We start from the raw sequence: 18,098 nt of genomic DNA, 5'->3' as shown, positions 1-18,098 counted from the left end.
CCTTTCAAAAATCAAACCAATTTACATTATCTTTGTTATATGAAGAAATTTGTCAAAATTGAAGAAGGCGATTTTTACTTAACTCCTGAAGGTTATAAATGTTTTACTGAGCAATACCACTTAAAAAGAGGATATTGCTGTGAAAGCAATTGTAGACATTGTCCTTATGGTTTTAATACAAAAACTAATACAGTAAAAAAATAAAGTCAGTACTAACTATGACATTTAAAGAACACATTTTAGAAGGTATTCCAGATGTTTTACCACAGCAAAAGGATTATGAATCATCTATAAATCATGCGCCAAAACGTAAAGATATTTTAACATCTGAAGAAACAAAATTAGCCTTACGCAATGCTTTACGCTATTTTGATAAAAAGCATCATTCAGAGCTTCTACCAGAATTTAAAAACGAGCTAGATACCTATGGCAGAATATACATGTATCGCTTGCGTCCAGATTACAAAATGTATGCAAGACCAATTGAAGAATATCCTGCTAAATCTAAACAAGCTGCTGCTATCATGCTCATGATTCAAAACAATTTAGATTATGCAGTGGCACAGCATCCACATGAATTAATTACTTATGGTGGCAATGGAGGTGTTTTTTCTAATTGGGCACAATACAGATTAACAATGAAGTATTTGGCTGAGATGAGTGACGAGCAAACATTGGTGATGTATTCTGGCCACCCAATGGGCTTATTCCCTTCGCATAAAAACGCACCACGAGTTGTAGTCACTAATGGGATGATGATCCCTAATTACTCTAAACCTGATGATTGGGAAAAATTTAATGCATTGGGTGTTACCCAATATGGACAAATGACAGCTGGAAGTTATATGTACATCGGCCCTCAAGGCATTGTTCATGGTACTACTATTACTGTTCTAAACGCTTTTAGAAAAATAAAAAAGGGCCCTAAAGGCAATCTTTTTGTCACTTCTGGTTTAGGTGGAATGTCTGGTGCTCAACCTAAAGCTGGAAGCATAGCTGGGTGCATAACAGTCTGTGCTGAAGTCAACCCTAAAATCACACAAGTCCGATTAGATCAAGGGTGGATAGACGAAAAAATTACAGATTTAGAGGAATTGGTTTTTCGAGTTAATAAAGCAAAAAAAAATAACGAGACAGTATCTATCGCTTACCTAGGCAACATTGTTGATGTCTGGGAAAAATTTGATGAAGCAAATATTCATATTGATATAGGAAGTGATCAAACATCACTTCATAATCCTTGGGCTGGAGGTTATTACCCTGTTGATATATCTTTCGAAGACGCAAACGATATGATGGCAGACAACCCAAAATTATTTAAGGAAAAAGTTCAAGAAACTTTACGTCGTCATACGGCTGCAATTAATAAGCACACAGCAAAAGGCACATATTTTTTTGATTATGGAAATGCCTTCCTCTTAGAAGCATCAAGAGCAGGTGCAGATATAATGGCTAAAAATGGAATAGATTTTAAATACCCAAGTTACGTACAAGACATTATGGGTCCTATGTGTTTTGATTACGGGTTTGGTCCCTTTCGCTGGGTTTGTGCTTCAGGAAAAGCAGAGGATTTAGCTAAAACCGACGCTATAGCTTGCTATATTTTAGAAACCATAAAGAAAAATTCACCTAAAGAAATTCAACAACAAATGGCTGATAATATTCAGTGGATTAAAGGCGCTCAAGAAAACAAACTGGTTGTTGGGTCGCAAGCCAGAATATTATATGCAGATGCAGAAGGTCGCATGAAAATTGCTCAAGCCTTTAACGATGCTATTAAAAGAGGTGAAATTGAAACCGTGATTTTAGGTCGAGATCATCATGATGTATCTGGAACAGATTCGCCGTATAGAGAAACTAGTAATATATATGATGGCTCTAAATTTACTGCTGATATGGCTATACATAATGTCATTGGTGATAGCTTTAGAGGAGCCACTTGGGTAAGTATACATAACGGTGGTGGCGTAGGCTGGGGAGAGGTTATAAATGGTGGTTTTGGTATGGTTCTTGATGGTACTATTGAAGCATCAAAACGTTTAAAATCAATGCTTTTCTGGGATGTAAACAATGGAATCGCAAGACGAAGTTGGGCTAGAAATTCTGGAGCAGAATTTGCTATTAAACGTGCTATGGAAGTAGAACCAAATTTAAAAGTAACTCTTCCAAACAAAGTAGATGACTCACTTTTAGACTCGTTATAAAAAAGAAAAGAAAAATGAAACAAAAAAAAAATACTCGACAACATCTAAACGGTTTTAGAGTTGTGAATAGAAAATTATTGACGCTTATCTCATCACTACTACTTATCCTTTTTTTGGTAAGCGCTTGTAGTAGTGTAAGGGTTGCATCAGATTATGACAAACAAGTAAATTTTGATGATTATAAAACGTTTGCTTTCTATAAAACAGGAATTGATAAAGCAGAAATTAACGACCTCGATAAACGAAGAATTTTACGTGCTATAGAGTCTAACCTTCTAGCTAAAGGATTTATAAAATCTGAACAACCTGATTTATTGGTTAGTATTTTTACAAAATCAAGAGAAGAAATTAATGTTTATAATAATGGCTTTGGCCATTACGGTTATGGATGGCATTGGAGTCCTTGGTATTGGAATAGTTTTAATTCTGTGTCTCGATCTACTGAAGGTGAACTATATATAGATTTGATTGATGCAAGAAAAAAAGAATTAATATGGCAAGGACAAGGCACAGGCTATCTTTCTCAAAACAAGAAAGAAGAACGAATCCAAGAGTTTGTAACTAAAATCTTGGAAAAATACCCTCCAGGCAGTCAACAGTAATAACAAAAAAACCACTCTAATTAGAGTGGTTTTTTTATGAGAGCAGAAATTTAGTTCTTAGATTTCTTTTCTAAATGTTCTTTATAGACAATAATTTGTTTATCATCCAAAACTTTAATTATTTTTTGATTAGCTTCTTCAATTAAGGGAGCTTTAGCTTCTCGCACCTTTTTAGTATCCTCATCTCCATATAACAACAACTTAAGGTTTAAGTCTAAAAGTACTTTATGCATTGCATTTTGTTGATCTGCTGATAATGAAAGAACCTCATCTAACTCTCTTACATCATCTTTAGTCTTCGTTGTAGCTTCAATCATTCTTAGTTTTGCCTTTTTTTCAATTTGATCAGAGCTTTGAGGACCATTATGTTTTTGAATTAAATTATCATGGTGTTCTTTTTTCTGTTTTTCTTCAGTATTGTCTAAGCTTCTTCTTTCTAGCTCTTGAGCTTGAGTGTGTTGCATTCCAATAAAAAAAACAGCAATTAAGCTAAAGAGTGAAATGTATTTTTTCATAATAGTTAGTTTTAAATTATTTGTAAATTATAGCATTTCAATATACAATTTTTTTTAGAAACATCAACGCCAAAGAAAAACCATATATTGCCAGCTATAAAATAAAAAAACCACTCATAATTTTGAGTGGTTTTTATAAGATTTAGAATAACTATGTTATTGCTTTGGCTTTTCTAAAGACTTTAAATATAATTGGAATTGCTCTGGAGTTAAAATAGATTTCATTCTTGTTTTAACATTTTCCATCAATGCTGCTCTTGATTTTTGGACAGCTGCAACATTATCATTTCTATTTAGAGCTTTTGTGTTTTGCTCATAATCAACTAGAACTTTGTACACATCTCTTTGTTGATCTCCAGTTAACTCCATCATTTGGTGTAATTCATGAGTTTGTTTTTTAGCAATTGCTTCAGGCATTTCTGCCTCTACAACTCTATTAGAATCTTGTGCTTGAGATTGTTGAACGCCAACAAAAAATAAAGCAATAAAGCTAAAAAGTGAAATATACTTTTTCATGGTAATTATTTTATACAGTTTAAATTTTATGTGATACAATATACAATTTTTTTATGATTCTCATTAAATTAATTACATAACGATATCATTCTTCCATTCATAAGGTTGAGGGATGTCTGTATCATCTATTAGTTGCCTAATATCAATTTCAATACCTCTACTCAAATCTGTAATAGGCACATCATTTGGCCCTCCTTCAAACGGATTTTCAGTATTCTCTCCAATCTTTTCCATGGTGTGAAATACCCAAGCAACTAATGCACTAAACGGAATAGAAAACCAAACAAAATGCCTTGCAATAAACTCTTGCAATAAATGTCCCCAAGAAGTCTGAGAGGTATGTTGTGCTAAATCCTTTATGATATCATGCCCAATAGTTTCAAAACCTGCCATAATACCAAAAGGCAATAAAATTATAAATATCCAAACAAACATATAATTAAGTGTTGCAAACTGTCTTGGATAAGGAAAGTTCTTTATACGCTCACTTTGCCCTTGAAGTGTATAAAACTCGACGAGCATATTTGCCATTTCCATATGTCTAAAATCCTCAATTAAACCCTTTTGCATTAATTCTTTTAACCGTCGTGATTGAATTCCAAGTAATTGAGAAGCCTTATTACCTTTGGCAAATACCTCTTCATACTCGGTTCGAGAAATATACGGCTTTATTGCTTCTTCAATTGGAATTGTGTCTTCGCAAACAAGAAAATAAGTGTCTTTAAATTCTGTATTAGACTTATCAGTCATAAGTTGTTCCCATGGCTTATTCATTCGCATTTGATACCGCAAAGCGGTTAACCAAGCAACATGTCGATGTACTAACTCTTTGTGAATTTGATGCAACTCATTATCTGATAATGTCTCTTTGGCGTGATCATTATTAATAAAATCTTTAACCATGATGGTCCAAGATCTTGACATATTAACAATGCCTCCCCAAATTTTACGACCTTCCCACAAACGATCATAGGAAGCATTATTTTTAAATCCAATAAGAAATGCCACTGCTGTACCTAAAACACCTAATGGCAACCAAGGCACATGTAGCCATTTCATTCCTAATACATCAAACAAAATAACTGGAATTGTTGCTAGTATAAGAAATGTTAAAATACTTCTACGTGTCCATTTTAAAACAACTTTTATGGGAAAAATACGTTTTGTATACATATTATAGATTTATTTATTGAAGATACAAAAAGCTAATAATTCAACACGTTTTCTATTTTAATTTTCACTTTTTCTGTGGAAGGAATCATCGTTTCTTCTAAAGTAGAATTTAAAGGAATCGCAGGCATATTTTCACTTCCTATAGTCATTACAGGAGCATCTAAACATTTAAAGCATTCCTCTTGAATTTTTCCAGCTAAGGCTCTAGCAAAACTATTATGAGATGGCTCTTCTGTAACGACTAAACACTTACCTGTTTTCTTAACTGAAGCCATAATCGTTTCTTCATCTAATGGGAAAAGTGTACGCAAATCAATAATTTCAATTTGATCCCTCATCCCTTTTGTAGCATTATAAGCCCAATGCACTCCCATTCCATAAGTCACTATTGTTAAAGTTTCTACATCATCTTGTTTCCAGATTTCTTGTAGCAGCCATGCTTTTCCTAAAGGTAAGACATAATCTTCACTTGGCTCTATTGAAGTTGCTCCTTCTGTTCCTTTTACTTTGGACCAGTACAATCCCTTGTGCTCTAAGATTACTACAGGATTCGGGTCGTAATAGGCTGCCTTAATCAATCCTTTTAAATCGGCTCCATTACTAGGATACGCTATTTTAATGCCTCTAATATTAGTTATCACACTTTCAACAGACGACGAATGATAAGGTCCTCCACTTCCATAAGCACCAATAGGCACACGAAGAATCATGCTTACTGGCCATTTTCCATTAGAAAGATAACAGCTTCTACTCACTTCGGTAAATAACTGATTCAGTCCAGGCCATATATAGTCTGCAAACTGCACCTCAACTATAGGTTTTAAGCCAACGGCTGACATTCCAACTGTAGAGCCTACAATAAAAGCTTCTTGAATTGGCGTATTAAACACACGATCGTCTCCAAATTTTTGCGCCAAAGTTGCAGCTTCTCTAAACACACCTCCAAGTCTGCCACCTACATCTTGACCGTAAAGTAAACACTCTTTATGTTTCTTCATCAACTCTTCAACAGCAAATAAAGCGCAATCTACCATCACGACCTTATCGTTTCCTTCTGGTGAACGCTTTCCAACTTCTTCTGTAATTGGGGTTGACACAAAATCATTAGTAAATAAATCTTCTGGTTTAGGGTCTTCGGCTTGTAATGCTTTTTGAAAATCGTTTTCTACCGTTGCTTTCGCAGAAGCTTCAATGGAATCAATCTCTTTTTTAGTGAATCCGTTATCCATTAATTGTTGTTTTATTACTGGATAAGGATCACGTGAACGTGCTTCCTCTAAATCATCTCTATACCATTCCATACGAACCCCAGACGTATGATGATTCAGCAAAGGAACCTTAGCGTGTACTAAAAACGGACGACGTTCTTTACGTATAATTTTTATGACGTTTTCGATAGCCTCATAACTTTCTATAAAGTTAGCGCCATCAATAGAGATGGCTTCTAAGCCATGAAATCCTTGTGCATATTCAAAAGCATTTTGCGCTCGCGTTTCTTCTGCATTTGCTGAAATATCCCAACCATTATCTTGTACTAGGTATAAAATTGGCATTTGCTTTAAAGCTGCCATTTGAAAAGCTTCTGCAATTTCACCTTCGGTTACTGACGCATCTCCTAAAGAACACACAACTAATGGTAAGTCTTTTATTTTTTCATCATGTAAGCCTTGTAATTCTTTATACTGCATGCCCATAGCTGCTCCTGTAGCTGGAATAGCTTGCATTCCTGTGGCTGACGATTGATGTGGAATTTTAGGCTTATCATCATCTTTTAAACTTGGATGGCAATAATACGTACGTCCACCAGAAAATGGATCATCTTTTTTAGCTAACAACTGTAGCATTAAATCGTAAGGTTGCAACCCAAACGACAATAACATTGCATCGTCACGATAATAAGGAAATGCATAATCTTGCGGCAACAGCTGCATCCCTAAAGCAATTTGAATGGCTTCATGACCTCGAGATGTAGCATGCACATATTTAGAAACTTGTTTAAAATTAGCTTCATATAATTCTGACATTGCCTTAGCAGTGCATAACTTTAAAAATCCTTTTTCTAATACTTCTTTTTTCATACTTGTCATTCCTGCAAAGGCAGGAATCTCTTTTATTTATTATATCATTCCGCCCTACGATGCGGAATCTATTATACTTTCTTCTGTACTAAATGAATCCCAAATCAAGTTTGGGATGACAGAGCTTTAATTATATTTTTCTTTGAGTATCAAATTGTTCTAAATAATCTGCAACACGTCTTAAAAAACTACCACCTAAATAACCATCAACAACACGATGATCAAAAGATAAAGACAAATACATCATGCTTCGTATTGCAATTTCATCGCCTTGTTCAGTCTCCATAACTTCTGCTCGCTTTTTAATAATTCCTAAAGCTAGGATAGCCACTTCTGGCTGATTAATTATTGGCGTTCCCATCACACTACCAAAAGTTCCAACATTGGAAATGGTAAATGTACTTCCTTTAATATCTTCAGGTTTTAAGTTATTATCTCTTGCTTTTGCTGACAAATTATTAACATCAGCTGCAAGTTCTTTTAGCTGCTTTTTATCTGCATCTTTAACAACAGGTACAATTAGATTACCACTAGGTAAAGCTGTTGCCATTCCTATATTAATATGTTCCTTTACAATGATATTTTCACCATCGACAGAAACATTAATCATTGGAAAATCTTTAACCGCTTTAGCAACAGCCTCTACAAATAGAGGTGTAAATGTAAGTTTACAATTATGTTTTTTTTGAAATGGGATTTTATTTGCGTTTCTCCAATTTACCAAATCTGTCAAATCAGCTTCTACATAAGCCGTTACATGAGGTGATGTATGTTTAGAATACACCATACGATCGGCAATCATTTGACGCATTCTATCCATTTTAACAATCTTTCCTGTGCCTTTATCAAGGTTTAGTTGTGGAATGCGATAAGCTGTTGGATCCTGTTCAGCTGTTGGCTGAACAAACTGAAATGGTCGTCCGTCGTTTATATAATTAAATATATCGCTTTTGCGCAAGCGTCCATCTTTACCTGTAGCTGGAATTCGCGCTAATTCTTCATAACTGATGTGTTGCGCTTTAGCAATTGAAATGATTAATGGTGAAAAAAACGTGTTGTTATTTTGTTGTGCAGTAGCCAGCTTCTTTACTGAAGGTTTTACTTTTTCTTTCTTTTTTGAAGTCTTCTCGACTACGTTCGAGGTGACCTTCTCTTTTGTTTCTTTATTTGCAATTGAAGCTTTGCCATCTGTTTTAATAATTGCAATAGTTTCACCAATCTTAATAGTATCATTGGCTTTATATAATATGCTTTCTATAACTCCAGAAACTGTTGATGGCACTTCAGAATCGACTTTATCTGTAGCGACTTCTAGCAGCATTTCATCTACTTCAATTGTATCGCCAACATTTTTAAACCAAGTAATTATGGCTGCTTCTGTGATACTCTCACCCAGTTTGGGCATTTTAAATTCATAATTTCCTGCGTAGGCAGGAATCTGTTTATCTTTCATTTCTAAACTTATTATAGTTTAAATTCCAGTTTATTGATATATCTGTCCAACTTGGATTCATATCTTCTATTAATTTGATTTTCCATTCTCTTTTCCACTTTTTCATTTGTCTTTCTCTAATTAAAGCATCTTTGTCATTACTATACTCTTCAAAATAAACCAGTTTGTCACAATTGTATTTAGCAGTAAATGATTTTGGCCTAATTTTCAACTTATGCTCTTTTATTCTTTCTTGAATTTCGTTTGTTATTCCAATATAAATAGTTCCATTGGGTTTATTTGTCATTATGTATATATACCAAAATTGCATTACATTTTATAATGAGATTCCTGCCTGCGCAGGAAGTTGGCTGCTTCTGTGATACTCTCACCCAGTTTGGGCATTTTAAATTCATAATTTCCTGCGTAGGCAGGAATCTGTTTATCTTTCATTTCTAAACTTTTTATAGTTTAAATTCAAATTTTGACCTTCTTTAACTTTTTATCTTAATAGATTTCGCATCAATAGTATAATGACAACTCGCTTTTTTAATGTTTGTTATTCTGTTAACTATAACCGTAATCTGCGTTAGCGATTGAAACGGCATCCTTTTTTATTTTTTTTAAAAAAGATATAGTGAAAAGCGCGACCCTTGTGGTAACGCCCAACTACTTCTTCATAAAATCCCGAAGTGTTTTATAAACATCTTCCTGCATTTTCATATTTTGAGGCACCTCTCTTAAAGGCTCGACCTCTTTTAAACTTTCATGGCAATCGGCTGGTAATTGTTGATACAATTGCGTGCCTTTTGTTTTCCAAGCAATCATTTCGTCACTAACTTCTTTAACCACTTTTGCTGGGTTCCCTACAACTAAACTACGTTTAGGGATGATTGTTTCGGCTTTTATAAATGCCATTGCACCAACAATACTTTCGTCACCTATGTTGGCATCATCCATAATGACTGTATTCATTCCAACAAGCACATTGACACCAATATTAGCACCATGAATAATGGCACCATGACCAATATGTGCACTTTCTTTTAAAGTTATTGATTTTCCAGGAAACATATGAATTGTACAATTTTCTTGGACATTAACACCATCTTCTAAAATGATTTGTCCCCAATCTCCTCGAATGGCTGCGCCTGGACCAATATAGCAGTTTCTGCCAATGATAACATTACCAGTTACAGCAGCCAAAGGGTGAATAAAGCTACTTTGATGAATGACTGGTGTATAACCTTTAAAAGAATAAACCATTATTTATAGGATTGTAATTTATCTTTTGTGAATTCAGAAAGAACTAACCGTCCGCTAATTTTTGCACGTTGGATAAGTAACTGATCCCAATCTTCTGTACCTCTCCAAAACATGGTTTTCATTTCGCTCATCGCTTTTGGATTATAGGCACATAAATTTTTAGCAAACGCTACTACTGCTTCGTCTAAAGCTTCAGTTGTTTCATATACTTCAGTAAATAAGCCTTTATTTTTAGCCCATTCTGCTGAATAAAATGTATTGGCATCAATAGCTATTTGAGACATAGCACTCAGACCTAATTTACGTTGTACTGCTGGACCTACTACAAAAGGACCAATACCAACATTGAGTTCGCTTAGTTTTATTGACGCAAACTTTGTTGCCATGCAATAATCTGTTGCCGATGCTAAACCTACGCCTCCTCCTACTGTTTTACCTTGGACTCGACCAATAATAAACTTTGGACATTTACGCATGGCATTAATTACATTAGCGAATCCTGAGAAAAATATTTTCCCTGTTTCGTCATCATTAATAGACACTAATTCTTCAAAGCTTGCGCCAGCACAAAATGTGCGATCACCTCCACTTTTTAGGACTATTACTTTTATACTTTCATCTTCTCCAGCATTTGTAATCGATCGAGCTAATTCTGACAATAAATTTCCAGGTAATGAATTATGTGCTGGATGAAAAAATTCAATATAGCCTACACTATTCTTATTGGTTAGTTTTACGTATGGTTCCATAGTTTTTATAATAATCCGAATTGGTTAAAATGATGATTTAAATGTTTACGTTCTAATAAGTATGATTCATATTTGTTTAATTCACCAAAAACTAAATTCTTTAATTTAGCTTCAGGATGTTCTTTAAAATAGTCTAAATATTCTTGTCTTGCTTCTACAAATTTCGAAATAGCTTCTGCCAAACTATCGTACTGTAAATCTGCTAGTTCGCCTTTCTTAAGTTGTGGAAAATGTGATTCTTTAGGAAACGGTTTGTAGTTGTATAAGCTATTATGAACTTTCTCTAAAATGTTTTCTGGTGTAGCCACTTCAAAATCTTGAATCTCTCCCGAAGCAATTCGGTAAGTATATTCTAAATGCTCTATCATATGTTGAGGTGTCATTATTCCCCAACTCGGTTTAGTATCCTCAGAAAGCTTATTTAAACAGTCTTGAATTTTATCTTCAGTCATTTCGACTAAAGTTGTCTGTTTCTTTTGTACCATCGTTAGTACAGTAGCTAATGCGACCAGTTCGTCGTCTGCATCAAATATTTCAGCAAACCATTTCACAATACCACTAGGATGCTCTGCAGATGCAACATCGCGATCTACTTTTTGTTTACATGTCAATCGCACATAAATGGTATCATTATGATACAATGGACGTAAGAACCTACAGTCTTCTAACCCGTAATTTGCAGAGACAGGTCCTTTATTTGGGTACACAAACAATCCTGCTGCAGCTGAAATAATAAAATAGCCATGTGCTGTTCTTTTTTCAAAAATACTCCCATCTAGTGATGTGATATCTGTATGCGCATAGAAATGATCCCAAGTCACATTTGCGAAACTTATAATATCAGAATCTGTAATTGTACGCTTATGCGTTTTCATTGACATTCCAGATTGGATGTCTTCCCAATGGTATTTAAATGGATGTTGTTCTGCTTCTTTATATTTTGCATTGGGTTGATAAATACCAGTAATTTCAGTAATCGTAGTTGGAGAACCTTGAATTGCTGTGCGCTGTAAATAGTGTTTGATGCCTCGCATCCCTCCCATTTCTTCTCCACCTCCTGCTCGTCCTGGTCCGCCATGTACTAAACTTGGTAAAGGTGAACCATGACCTGTACTTTCTTTAGCGCTTTCTCTGTTAAGCACTAGAATTCTTCCATGATGAGATGCTGCATTAACGACATAATCTTTCGCAATCTTATCGTCATTAGTCGCAATTGATGATACTAAAGACCCTTTACCCATTTGTGCAAGTTGAATGGCTTCATCTAAGTTTTTATATGGCATAATGGTACTTACAGGACCAAAAGCTTCACGTTCATGAATAATAGTATTTTGGAATGGATGATCTGCTCGTAATAAAATAGGGCTAATAAATGCACCCTTTTTAGCATCAGCACCAATTGTTTCTATACTATCTAAATTACCATATACAATTTTTGCTTCTTTAGCTAAATCATTTACCGAATTTCTAACAGCTTCAACTTGTTGATGACTCACTAAAGAGCCCATTCTTACCTCTTTTAATCTTGGATCGCCTATTGTTACTTTATCTAATGCTTTACCTAAAGATATCTGAACATCTTCAACTAGTTTTTCAGGAACAATTATTCTTCGGATTGCTGTACATTTTTGTCCAGCTTTAACAGTCATTTCTTTTCGAACTTCTTTAATAAAAAGATCAAACTCTGGTGTTCCAGGCACGGCATCTTCTCCTAAAATTGAGGCGTTTAACGAATCGGCTTCCATAGTAAAAGGTACAGATTCTTGAATAAGCCTTGGGTGAGCTTTTAACAATCTGCCTGTAGCAGCAGATCCAGTAAATGTGATTACATCCTGAGATTCGACAGTATCTAAAATGGTTTTAACCGTTCCGTTGATGATTTGTAAAGCGCCTTCAGGTAAAATTCCTGAAGCAATAATTTCTCTAGCAACAGCTTCAGCTAAATATGCTGAAGAAGGTGCTGGTAAAACTACAGCAGGCACTCCAGCCATCCAATTGACTGCACATTTTTCAAGCATGCCCCAAACTGGAAAGTTAAAGGCATTAATATGCACAGCAACTCCTCTTTTGGGTACCATAATATGATGCGCCATAAAGCGTCCGCCACGAGATAAATCGATAGCATCACCTTCTACGTGGTACGATTGGTTAGGGAATAATTTTCTAAGAGATGCGTTAGCGAAAAGGTTTCCGAAACCTCCTTCAATATCAATCCAACTGTCAATTTTGGTCGCTCCTGTTCTATAGCTTAATTCATAAAAAGCAGCTTTCTTTTTAATCAGATAAAATGCTAGTTTTTTAAGCATATTTCCACGCTCTTGAAACGTCATTTTACGAAGGACATCACCTCCTGTTGTTCTTCCATACTGAAGAATTTCTGGAACATCTAGACCTTCAATAGCAACACTAGTAAATGCTTCTCCTGTTACAGCATCTAATATTGGTATTCCTTCTTCTTTTCCTGTTGTCCAGTTTCCTTGGACATAATGTTCTACTTTTTTCATAATTAAACGCGTTCTATAATTGCTGCATATCCTTGTCCGACTCCAATACACATGGTAATTAATGCATACTGCTTATTTTGTTCTTGTAGCTCTATAGCTGCCGAAAGTGCTATACGTGCACCTGTCACTCCTAGTGGATGACCAATTGCAATTGAACCTCCATTTGGATTTAATCTTGGGTCATCGTCTGCAATTCCCCACGCTCTAGTACACGCCAAAGCTTGAGCTGCAAAGGCTTCATTAAGCTCTATGATATCTATATCATTCATGGTTAATCCAGCTTTAGCCAGAGCTTTATTTGACGCCTCGACTGGACCAATACCCATGATTCTTGGCTCTACACCAACCACAGCAGAACTTACTATTCTAGCTAATGGTTTTAGATTATATTTTTTAACCGCATCTTCAGAAGCAATGATAGTTGCAGCAGCACCATCATTTAATCCTGATGAATTTCCTGCCGTTACACTTCCTCCTTCTTTTTTAAAGGCTGCTCTTAATTTTCCTAAAACTTCAAGAGATGTTGTTGGTTTGACGAACTCATCTTTTGAAAATTGAATTGGGTCTTTCTTACGTTGCTGAATTTCAACTGTGACAATTTCTTTTGCTAAGCGTCCGTTTTCTTGTGCTCTAGTCGCTTTCATTTGACTCCAATATGCAAATTGATCTTGGTCTTCTCTGGAAATATTATACTTCTCTACTAAGTTTTCAGCAGTATTCCCCATACCATCTGTACCATATAACTCTTGCATTTTTGGGTTGATAAAACGCCATCCAAAAGTAGAATCATACATTTTTGAATCACCTCCAAATCCCGTTGAAGGTTTTGCAATAACGTAAGGGCCACGTGTCATATTCTCTACGCCACCTGAAATAAAAAGATCACCATCACCAGCTTTAATAGCACGATTGGCATGAATAATTGCGGATAACCCAGAACTGCATAAGCGATTCACGGTTTCACCAGGCACTGTAAATGGCAATCCTGCTAATAAAGAGGACATTCTTGCAACGTTACGATTATCTTCACCAGCTTGGTTGGCGCAGCCCATAATGACATCGTCGTAAGCTACTTTTGGAATGCTTGGATTACGTTTTACAATTTCTGAAATGACCAATGCACCTAAATCGTCTGTGCGAACAGCAGATAATGTGCCTTTGTAGTTTCCTATTGGAGTTCTTACTCCGTCTATGATGTATGCTTCTTTCAATTTAATTTAGTTTTATTGGTGATAATGTTTCTGGAAAAATAATCTTCCATTGTTCATCATAAATGGAAGAATAAGTAATCTCTATCTTAATTCTTTTGTTTAACCAATCCCTTAATCGTAAATGCTTTTGGTCAAAATTCTCAGCGTCTTGTTTTAATCGAAGTAAATATCGAGTCTCTTTTTCAGTAATTAACATTCCTTTTCTAATCGAAGAATGTGATATACTTTGGGAATTTAAAATAGTATCTTGTTTCAAAATGACTTCAGTATAAAAGTCATTTATATCATACCCTTTGTAAACACTATCTTTATAATGAATTTTAATTTCATTTATAAAGCCAGGTCCAATACCATTATTTTCAAGAATGAAGCTATAATCACCACCTAATTGAGTATTTCCAATTTCAAAATATGGCAACACACTTGTATATTGTTGCTTTTTAATTAATGAGGTTTGATAAAAAAACACATACAATGTAGCAAGACTGATTACAAAAGCTAGCCCACTCATTAATTTGTCTGGCTTTAATTTGATTTTTTGTTTCATTCTTCCCAATCTTTTTGAGTTCGATAAACAACACCTTTAAAAAGTGCGACCAATTCATCTCCTCGTTTGACTTCAATAATATTGAAGCCTAATTTATTTTTTACGTTTTCTATGACTGATTCTGCCACCAAATAATCACCTTCGTTTAAAGCTTCAATATGATTAATACTTGTTTCAATAGACACTGCATATTTTCCATGTGTATTGGCAGCAAAACCAAAAGCTGTATCTGCTAAAGTATAACTAATACCTCCATGTGCATAATTCATACTGTTGAGCATGTCTTTTCTAATGGTCATGGCGACTTTACAACGCCCTAATTCACATTCTAAAATCTCAATTCCCATCCATTGGCTGAACGCATCCTGAGATAACATTTTATATGGAATAGCTTCGCCTTTCATTAATAGAATGTTTTGTTTTCTTTTTTCATTTTGCGTAATAGCGGACTGCAGCGATAACGATCTTCGTGGTATTCGTTATATAGTTTATCCATTTGATTAACACACCAATCGATGCCTTTTTCGTCTGCCCAAGCTAATAGGCCTTTTGGATAATTAACCCCTTTGGTCATGGCGTTATCGATATCTTCTGCTGATGCGATGTTTAAGAACAAGGCATCTGCGGCTTCATTAATAAGCATGACCAATACGCGATTGAATATTTGTTCCGAAAGCGACGTCTCGACTGCGCTCGACGTGACAGAATCATTATCAACTCTCTTTCCATTTTCGTCATAATCATAATAGCCTTTACCAGATTTTCTTCCAAGATAACCAGCTTCTGAAAATCTTTTTTGGGTAAAACTTGGTTTGTATCTAGGATCGAAATAAAAAGCTGTAAAAACTGTTTCGGTGACTATGTAATTAACGTCGTTTCCTATAAAATCCATCAACTCAAATGGTCCCATTCTAAATCCACCCACGGTCTTCATCGCATTATCAATCGTTGCAAAATCAGCAATCCCTTCTTCATAAATTCTTAATGCTTCTCCATAGAATGGTCTTGCGACTCTATTGACAATAAACCCTGGTGTATCTTTAGCAACAGCGACGACTTTCTTCCAATCTGAAATTGTTTGGATTGATTTTTCAAGAACCGCTTTAGATGTTTGAATCGCAGGAATGACCTCAACCAACTTCATTAAAGGCGCTGGGTTGAAAAAGTGAATTCCGACACAGCGTTCTGGTTTTTGAAGCGCTGCAGCGATGGATGCTATTGATAAACTAGAGGTGTTTGATGCGATAATACAATCGTCAGCGACATAGCTTTCTAATTCTGAAAAGACTTTTTTCTTAATGTCCAAATTTTCAATAATGGCTTCAATAGTTAAATTAGAATCAGATAAATCTTTTAAATTATTAACATAAGAAATGTTATTTTGAATTCTATCTTTTTCTGAAGTATCAATACGTCCTTTTTCAATTAAACGCGATAAGATTTTTTCAAGACTTGCTTTTGCCTTATCTAATGCTACTTGGTTGGTGTCGTATAATTTCACTATACAACCAGCAGTTGCAGCTACTTGTGCAATACCACTTCCCATGGTTCCACTTCCTATTATTCCTATATTCATTTTTTTTGTTTTTATGTTCATTTTGTCTTGAAACAAAACGAACCAAAAATTCAAGTTGAAAGTGAGGAATTTTCAATCTCTTATTGAGCTTGAAAACCAAAAATAAAATCTAAATTTCTTCCAAGGCTTCAGAAATTCTTAACGATTTGATTTTTATATTCTTCATTTCAACATTTATTTCAATGCTTCACATTGATTTAGTCTTAAATCTTAAAGCGAAGCGCTCTAATTTCTATATTCTTTATTTTCCTTTAAATTCTGGCTTACGTTTTTCTATAAATGCAGCTACACCTTCTTTATAATCTTCACTTTGTGCGGCTTCTATTTGCAGTTTAGATTCTAAAGCTAATTGTGATTCTAAATCATTGCTCATTGATTGATTAAATAATTCCTTAATTAGACCTAACGCTTTAGTTGGCATATTTGCCAGTTTTATAGCAAGTTTATTAACGTCTTCTTCAAAACTTTCTAAAGGAATCATTTTATAAATCATCCCTAAACGTTCAGCTTCTTCAGCACCAATTTTATCCCCTAGCATTGCTAGAGCTAATGCTTTTTGAAATCCGATGAGTCTAGGCAAAAAGAATGTTCCTGCGCTGTCAGGTACTAAACCAATCAAACTAAAGGCTTGTATGAAGCTCACTTTTTCATGTGCTACAACAATATCGCAAGCTAATGCAATATTTGCTCCAGCGCCAGCAGCCACGCCATTAATAGCACCAATAACTGGTTTTTTTATGGCGCGAATTCTTGTAATAATTGGATTGTAATGTTCTTCTAATATTTTTTTGAATCCAGGGTTTAATTCTGGATCTGTGACTTCTTTTAAGTCTTGTCCAGCACAAAACGCTTTACCATTTCCTGTAAGCACAATGGCTCTAACATTATTATTAGTTTCACAATCATCTAATATTTTTTGTAGACTTAACGCCATTTCACGATTGAAACTATTAAACACTTCTGGTCTGTTGAGCGTGATATACGCTACTTTGTTTTCAATTTTAAGCTGAATGCTTTCCATATATTTTTTTTATTGTGGATTCCGCATCAAGTGCGGAATGACAAATTCTTCAATTCAAATTTTATGTCAACCTTTAGTAGGTCATTTTTTTTCATGCTTTTGCATGATACTTTTATTTCAATTTCGCGTTAAGGATTGAGGCTTTGTTGGAGCTCCTTGAAAAGAGCGACTGCCGAAAGCCTGACCCTTGGGTAACGCTATACTTATTTTAAACATTTAAAATAGTCGAATGGCTCTAAGCAATCATCGCACTGAAATTGTGCTTTGCATGCCGTTGAACCAAACTGACTGACTAATCGTGTGTTTGTTGAACCACAATTAGTACATTTTACGATGCGTTTTCCGTGAAGCAAAACGTCTTTATCGGCTTCGGCACTCAAAGGCGCAGCTATACCGTAATCTTCTAAAGCTTTTCGTCCTTTTGGGGTAATCCAATCGGTTGTCCAAGCTGGTGACAGGATTAATTCAATTTCTGAATTATAACCTGCTTCTTTTAGTGCTTTTTTAATATCATCACCAATCACATCCATAGCAGGACAACCACTATAAGTTGGTGTTATTTGCACTTTTACAATATTATTTTCGATGACAGCAGAACGCACAACACCCATTTCCATAATTGACAATACTGGAATTTCAGGGTCTGAAACTTGCTCCAGAATTGGAATTAGTATTTGATCGATATGCTGTTCTGTTGTTGTCAT

19 protein-coding genes are annotated in these 18,098 nt (G+C 35.0%); 3 read left to right on the top strand and 16 right to left on the bottom strand.

What is annotated here, in order from left to right; genetic code table 11:
- Positions 1-39 precede the first annotated feature (39 nt).
- From ACFS5M_RS12100 to ACFS5M_RS12090, 3 genes are read left to right on the top strand one after another with little or no spacing between them, the layout of a single operon-like run.
- Positions 40-204: a DUF5522 domain-containing protein gene (locus tag ACFS5M_RS12100; protein WP_183490333.1), complete on the top strand. Its 165-nt coding sequence runs from the start codon at positions 40-42 to the stop codon at positions 202-204.
- 14 nt (positions 205-218) lie between these two features.
- A complete protein-coding gene (locus tag ACFS5M_RS12095; protein ID WP_183490331.1) occupies positions 219-2,204 on the top strand; it encodes a urocanate hydratase in 1,986 nt (661 codons plus the stop codon).
- Between the two features lie 14 nt (positions 2,205-2,218).
- Entirely contained in the window at positions 2,219-2,806 is a 588-nt protein-coding gene (locus ACFS5M_RS12090; protein ID WP_183490328.1) for a DUF4136 domain-containing protein, read from the top strand.
- Between the two features lie 50 nt (positions 2,807-2,856).
- On the opposite strand, the gene ACFS5M_RS12085 is transcribed toward ACFS5M_RS12090, so the two are convergent.
- From ACFS5M_RS12085 to paaD, 16 genes are all read right to left on the bottom strand, one after another.
- Complete coding sequence (locus ACFS5M_RS12085) at positions 2,857-3,321, bottom strand: hypothetical protein (RefSeq protein WP_183490326.1); 465 nt, start codon at positions 3,319-3,321, stop codon at positions 2,857-2,859.
- 156 nt (positions 3,322-3,477) lie between these two features.
- Positions 3,478-3,837, bottom strand: coding sequence for a hypothetical protein (locus ACFS5M_RS12080; protein ID WP_183490323.1), 360 nt, complete (start codon positions 3,835-3,837; stop codon positions 3,478-3,480).
- 72 nt (positions 3,838-3,909) lie between these two features.
- A complete protein-coding gene (locus tag ACFS5M_RS12075) occupies positions 3,910-5,010 on the bottom strand; it encodes a bestrophin family protein (RefSeq protein WP_183490320.1) in 1,101 nt (366 codons plus the stop codon).
- Positions 5,011-5,042: 32 nt separating this feature from the next.
- On the bottom strand, positions 5,043-7,088 hold the full coding sequence (locus tag ACFS5M_RS12070) for an alpha-ketoacid dehydrogenase subunit alpha/beta (protein ID WP_183490317.1): 2,046 nt from the start codon (positions 7,086-7,088) through the stop codon (positions 5,043-5,045).
- A 130-nt stretch (positions 7,089-7,218) separates the two neighbouring features.
- Positions 7,219-8,541 carry a dihydrolipoamide acetyltransferase family protein gene (locus ACFS5M_RS12065; RefSeq protein ID WP_379898950.1) on the bottom strand — a complete coding sequence of 441 codons (1,323 nt, stop codon included), beginning with the start codon at positions 8,539-8,541 and terminating at the stop codon, positions 7,219-7,221.
- The gene (locus ACFS5M_RS12060; protein WP_183490314.1) at positions 8,531-8,851 is read right to left on the bottom strand and encodes a GIY-YIG nuclease family protein; all 321 of its coding nucleotides are present in this window, start codon (positions 8,849-8,851) and stop codon (positions 8,531-8,533) included. The genes ACFS5M_RS12065 and ACFS5M_RS12060 overlap by 11 nt, the downstream gene beginning before the upstream one ends.
- Entirely contained in the window at positions 8,851-8,973 is a 123-nt protein-coding gene (locus ACFS5M_RS12055; protein ID WP_379898947.1) for a hypothetical protein, read from the bottom strand. Before ACFS5M_RS12055 ends, ACFS5M_RS12060 begins: the two co-directional genes overlap by 1 nt.
- 216 nt (positions 8,974-9,189) lie before the next feature.
- Positions 9,190-9,786 (bottom strand): acyltransferase, encoded by a 597-nt coding sequence (locus tag ACFS5M_RS12050; protein WP_183490311.1) that lies wholly within the window; start codon positions 9,784-9,786, stop codon positions 9,190-9,192.
- The gene (locus ACFS5M_RS12045) at positions 9,786-10,535 is read right to left on the bottom strand and encodes an enoyl-CoA hydratase/isomerase family protein (RefSeq protein WP_183490308.1); all 750 of its coding nucleotides are present in this window, start codon (positions 10,533-10,535) and stop codon (positions 9,786-9,788) included. The genes ACFS5M_RS12050 and ACFS5M_RS12045 overlap by 1 nt, the downstream gene beginning before the upstream one ends.
- Positions 10,536-10,540: 5 nt before the next feature.
- Positions 10,541-13,039, bottom strand: coding sequence for a phenylacetic acid degradation bifunctional protein PaaZ (gene paaZ / locus ACFS5M_RS12040; protein ID WP_183490305.1), 2,499 nt, complete (start codon positions 13,037-13,039; stop codon positions 10,541-10,543).
- Between the two features lie 2 nt (positions 13,040-13,041).
- Entirely contained in the window at positions 13,042-14,250 is a 1,209-nt protein-coding gene (pcaF, locus tag ACFS5M_RS12035; RefSeq protein WP_183490303.1) for a 3-oxoadipyl-CoA thiolase, read from the bottom strand.
- A gap of 1 nt (position 14,251) precedes the next feature.
- Positions 14,252-14,797, bottom strand: coding sequence for a hypothetical protein (locus ACFS5M_RS12030; protein WP_183490301.1), 546 nt, complete (start codon positions 14,795-14,797; stop codon positions 14,252-14,254).
- Complete coding sequence (locus tag ACFS5M_RS12025) at positions 14,794-15,201, bottom strand: PaaI family thioesterase (RefSeq protein WP_183490299.1); 408 nt, start codon at positions 15,199-15,201, stop codon at positions 14,794-14,796. The genes ACFS5M_RS12030 and ACFS5M_RS12025 overlap by 4 nt, the downstream gene beginning before the upstream one ends.
- Positions 15,201-16,373 (bottom strand): 3-hydroxyacyl-CoA dehydrogenase NAD-binding domain-containing protein, encoded by a 1,173-nt coding sequence (locus tag ACFS5M_RS12020; RefSeq protein WP_183490297.1) that lies wholly within the window; start codon positions 16,371-16,373, stop codon positions 15,201-15,203. The genes ACFS5M_RS12025 and ACFS5M_RS12020 overlap by 1 nt, the downstream gene beginning before the upstream one ends.
- Before the next feature lie 241 nt (positions 16,374-16,614).
- Positions 16,615-17,394 carry an enoyl-CoA hydratase-related protein gene (locus ACFS5M_RS12015; RefSeq protein ID WP_183490295.1) on the bottom strand — a complete coding sequence of 260 codons (780 nt, stop codon included), beginning with the start codon at positions 17,392-17,394 and terminating at the stop codon, positions 16,615-16,617.
- A gap of 203 nt (positions 17,395-17,597) precedes the next feature.
- Positions 17,598-18,098 carry a 1,2-phenylacetyl-CoA epoxidase subunit PaaD gene (gene paaD, locus ACFS5M_RS12010; RefSeq protein WP_183490293.1) on the bottom strand — a complete coding sequence of 167 codons (501 nt, stop codon included), beginning with the start codon at positions 18,096-18,098 and terminating at the stop codon, positions 17,598-17,600.

Source organism: Lacinutrix iliipiscaria (genome assembly GCF_042686125.1).
Classification (GTDB): domain Bacteria; phylum Bacteroidota; class Bacteroidia; order Flavobacteriales; family Flavobacteriaceae; genus Oceanihabitans; species Oceanihabitans iliipiscarium.
The sequence above is the reverse complement of the archived record's forward strand: the minus strand, read 5'-3'. Positions and strand labels throughout refer to the sequence as shown.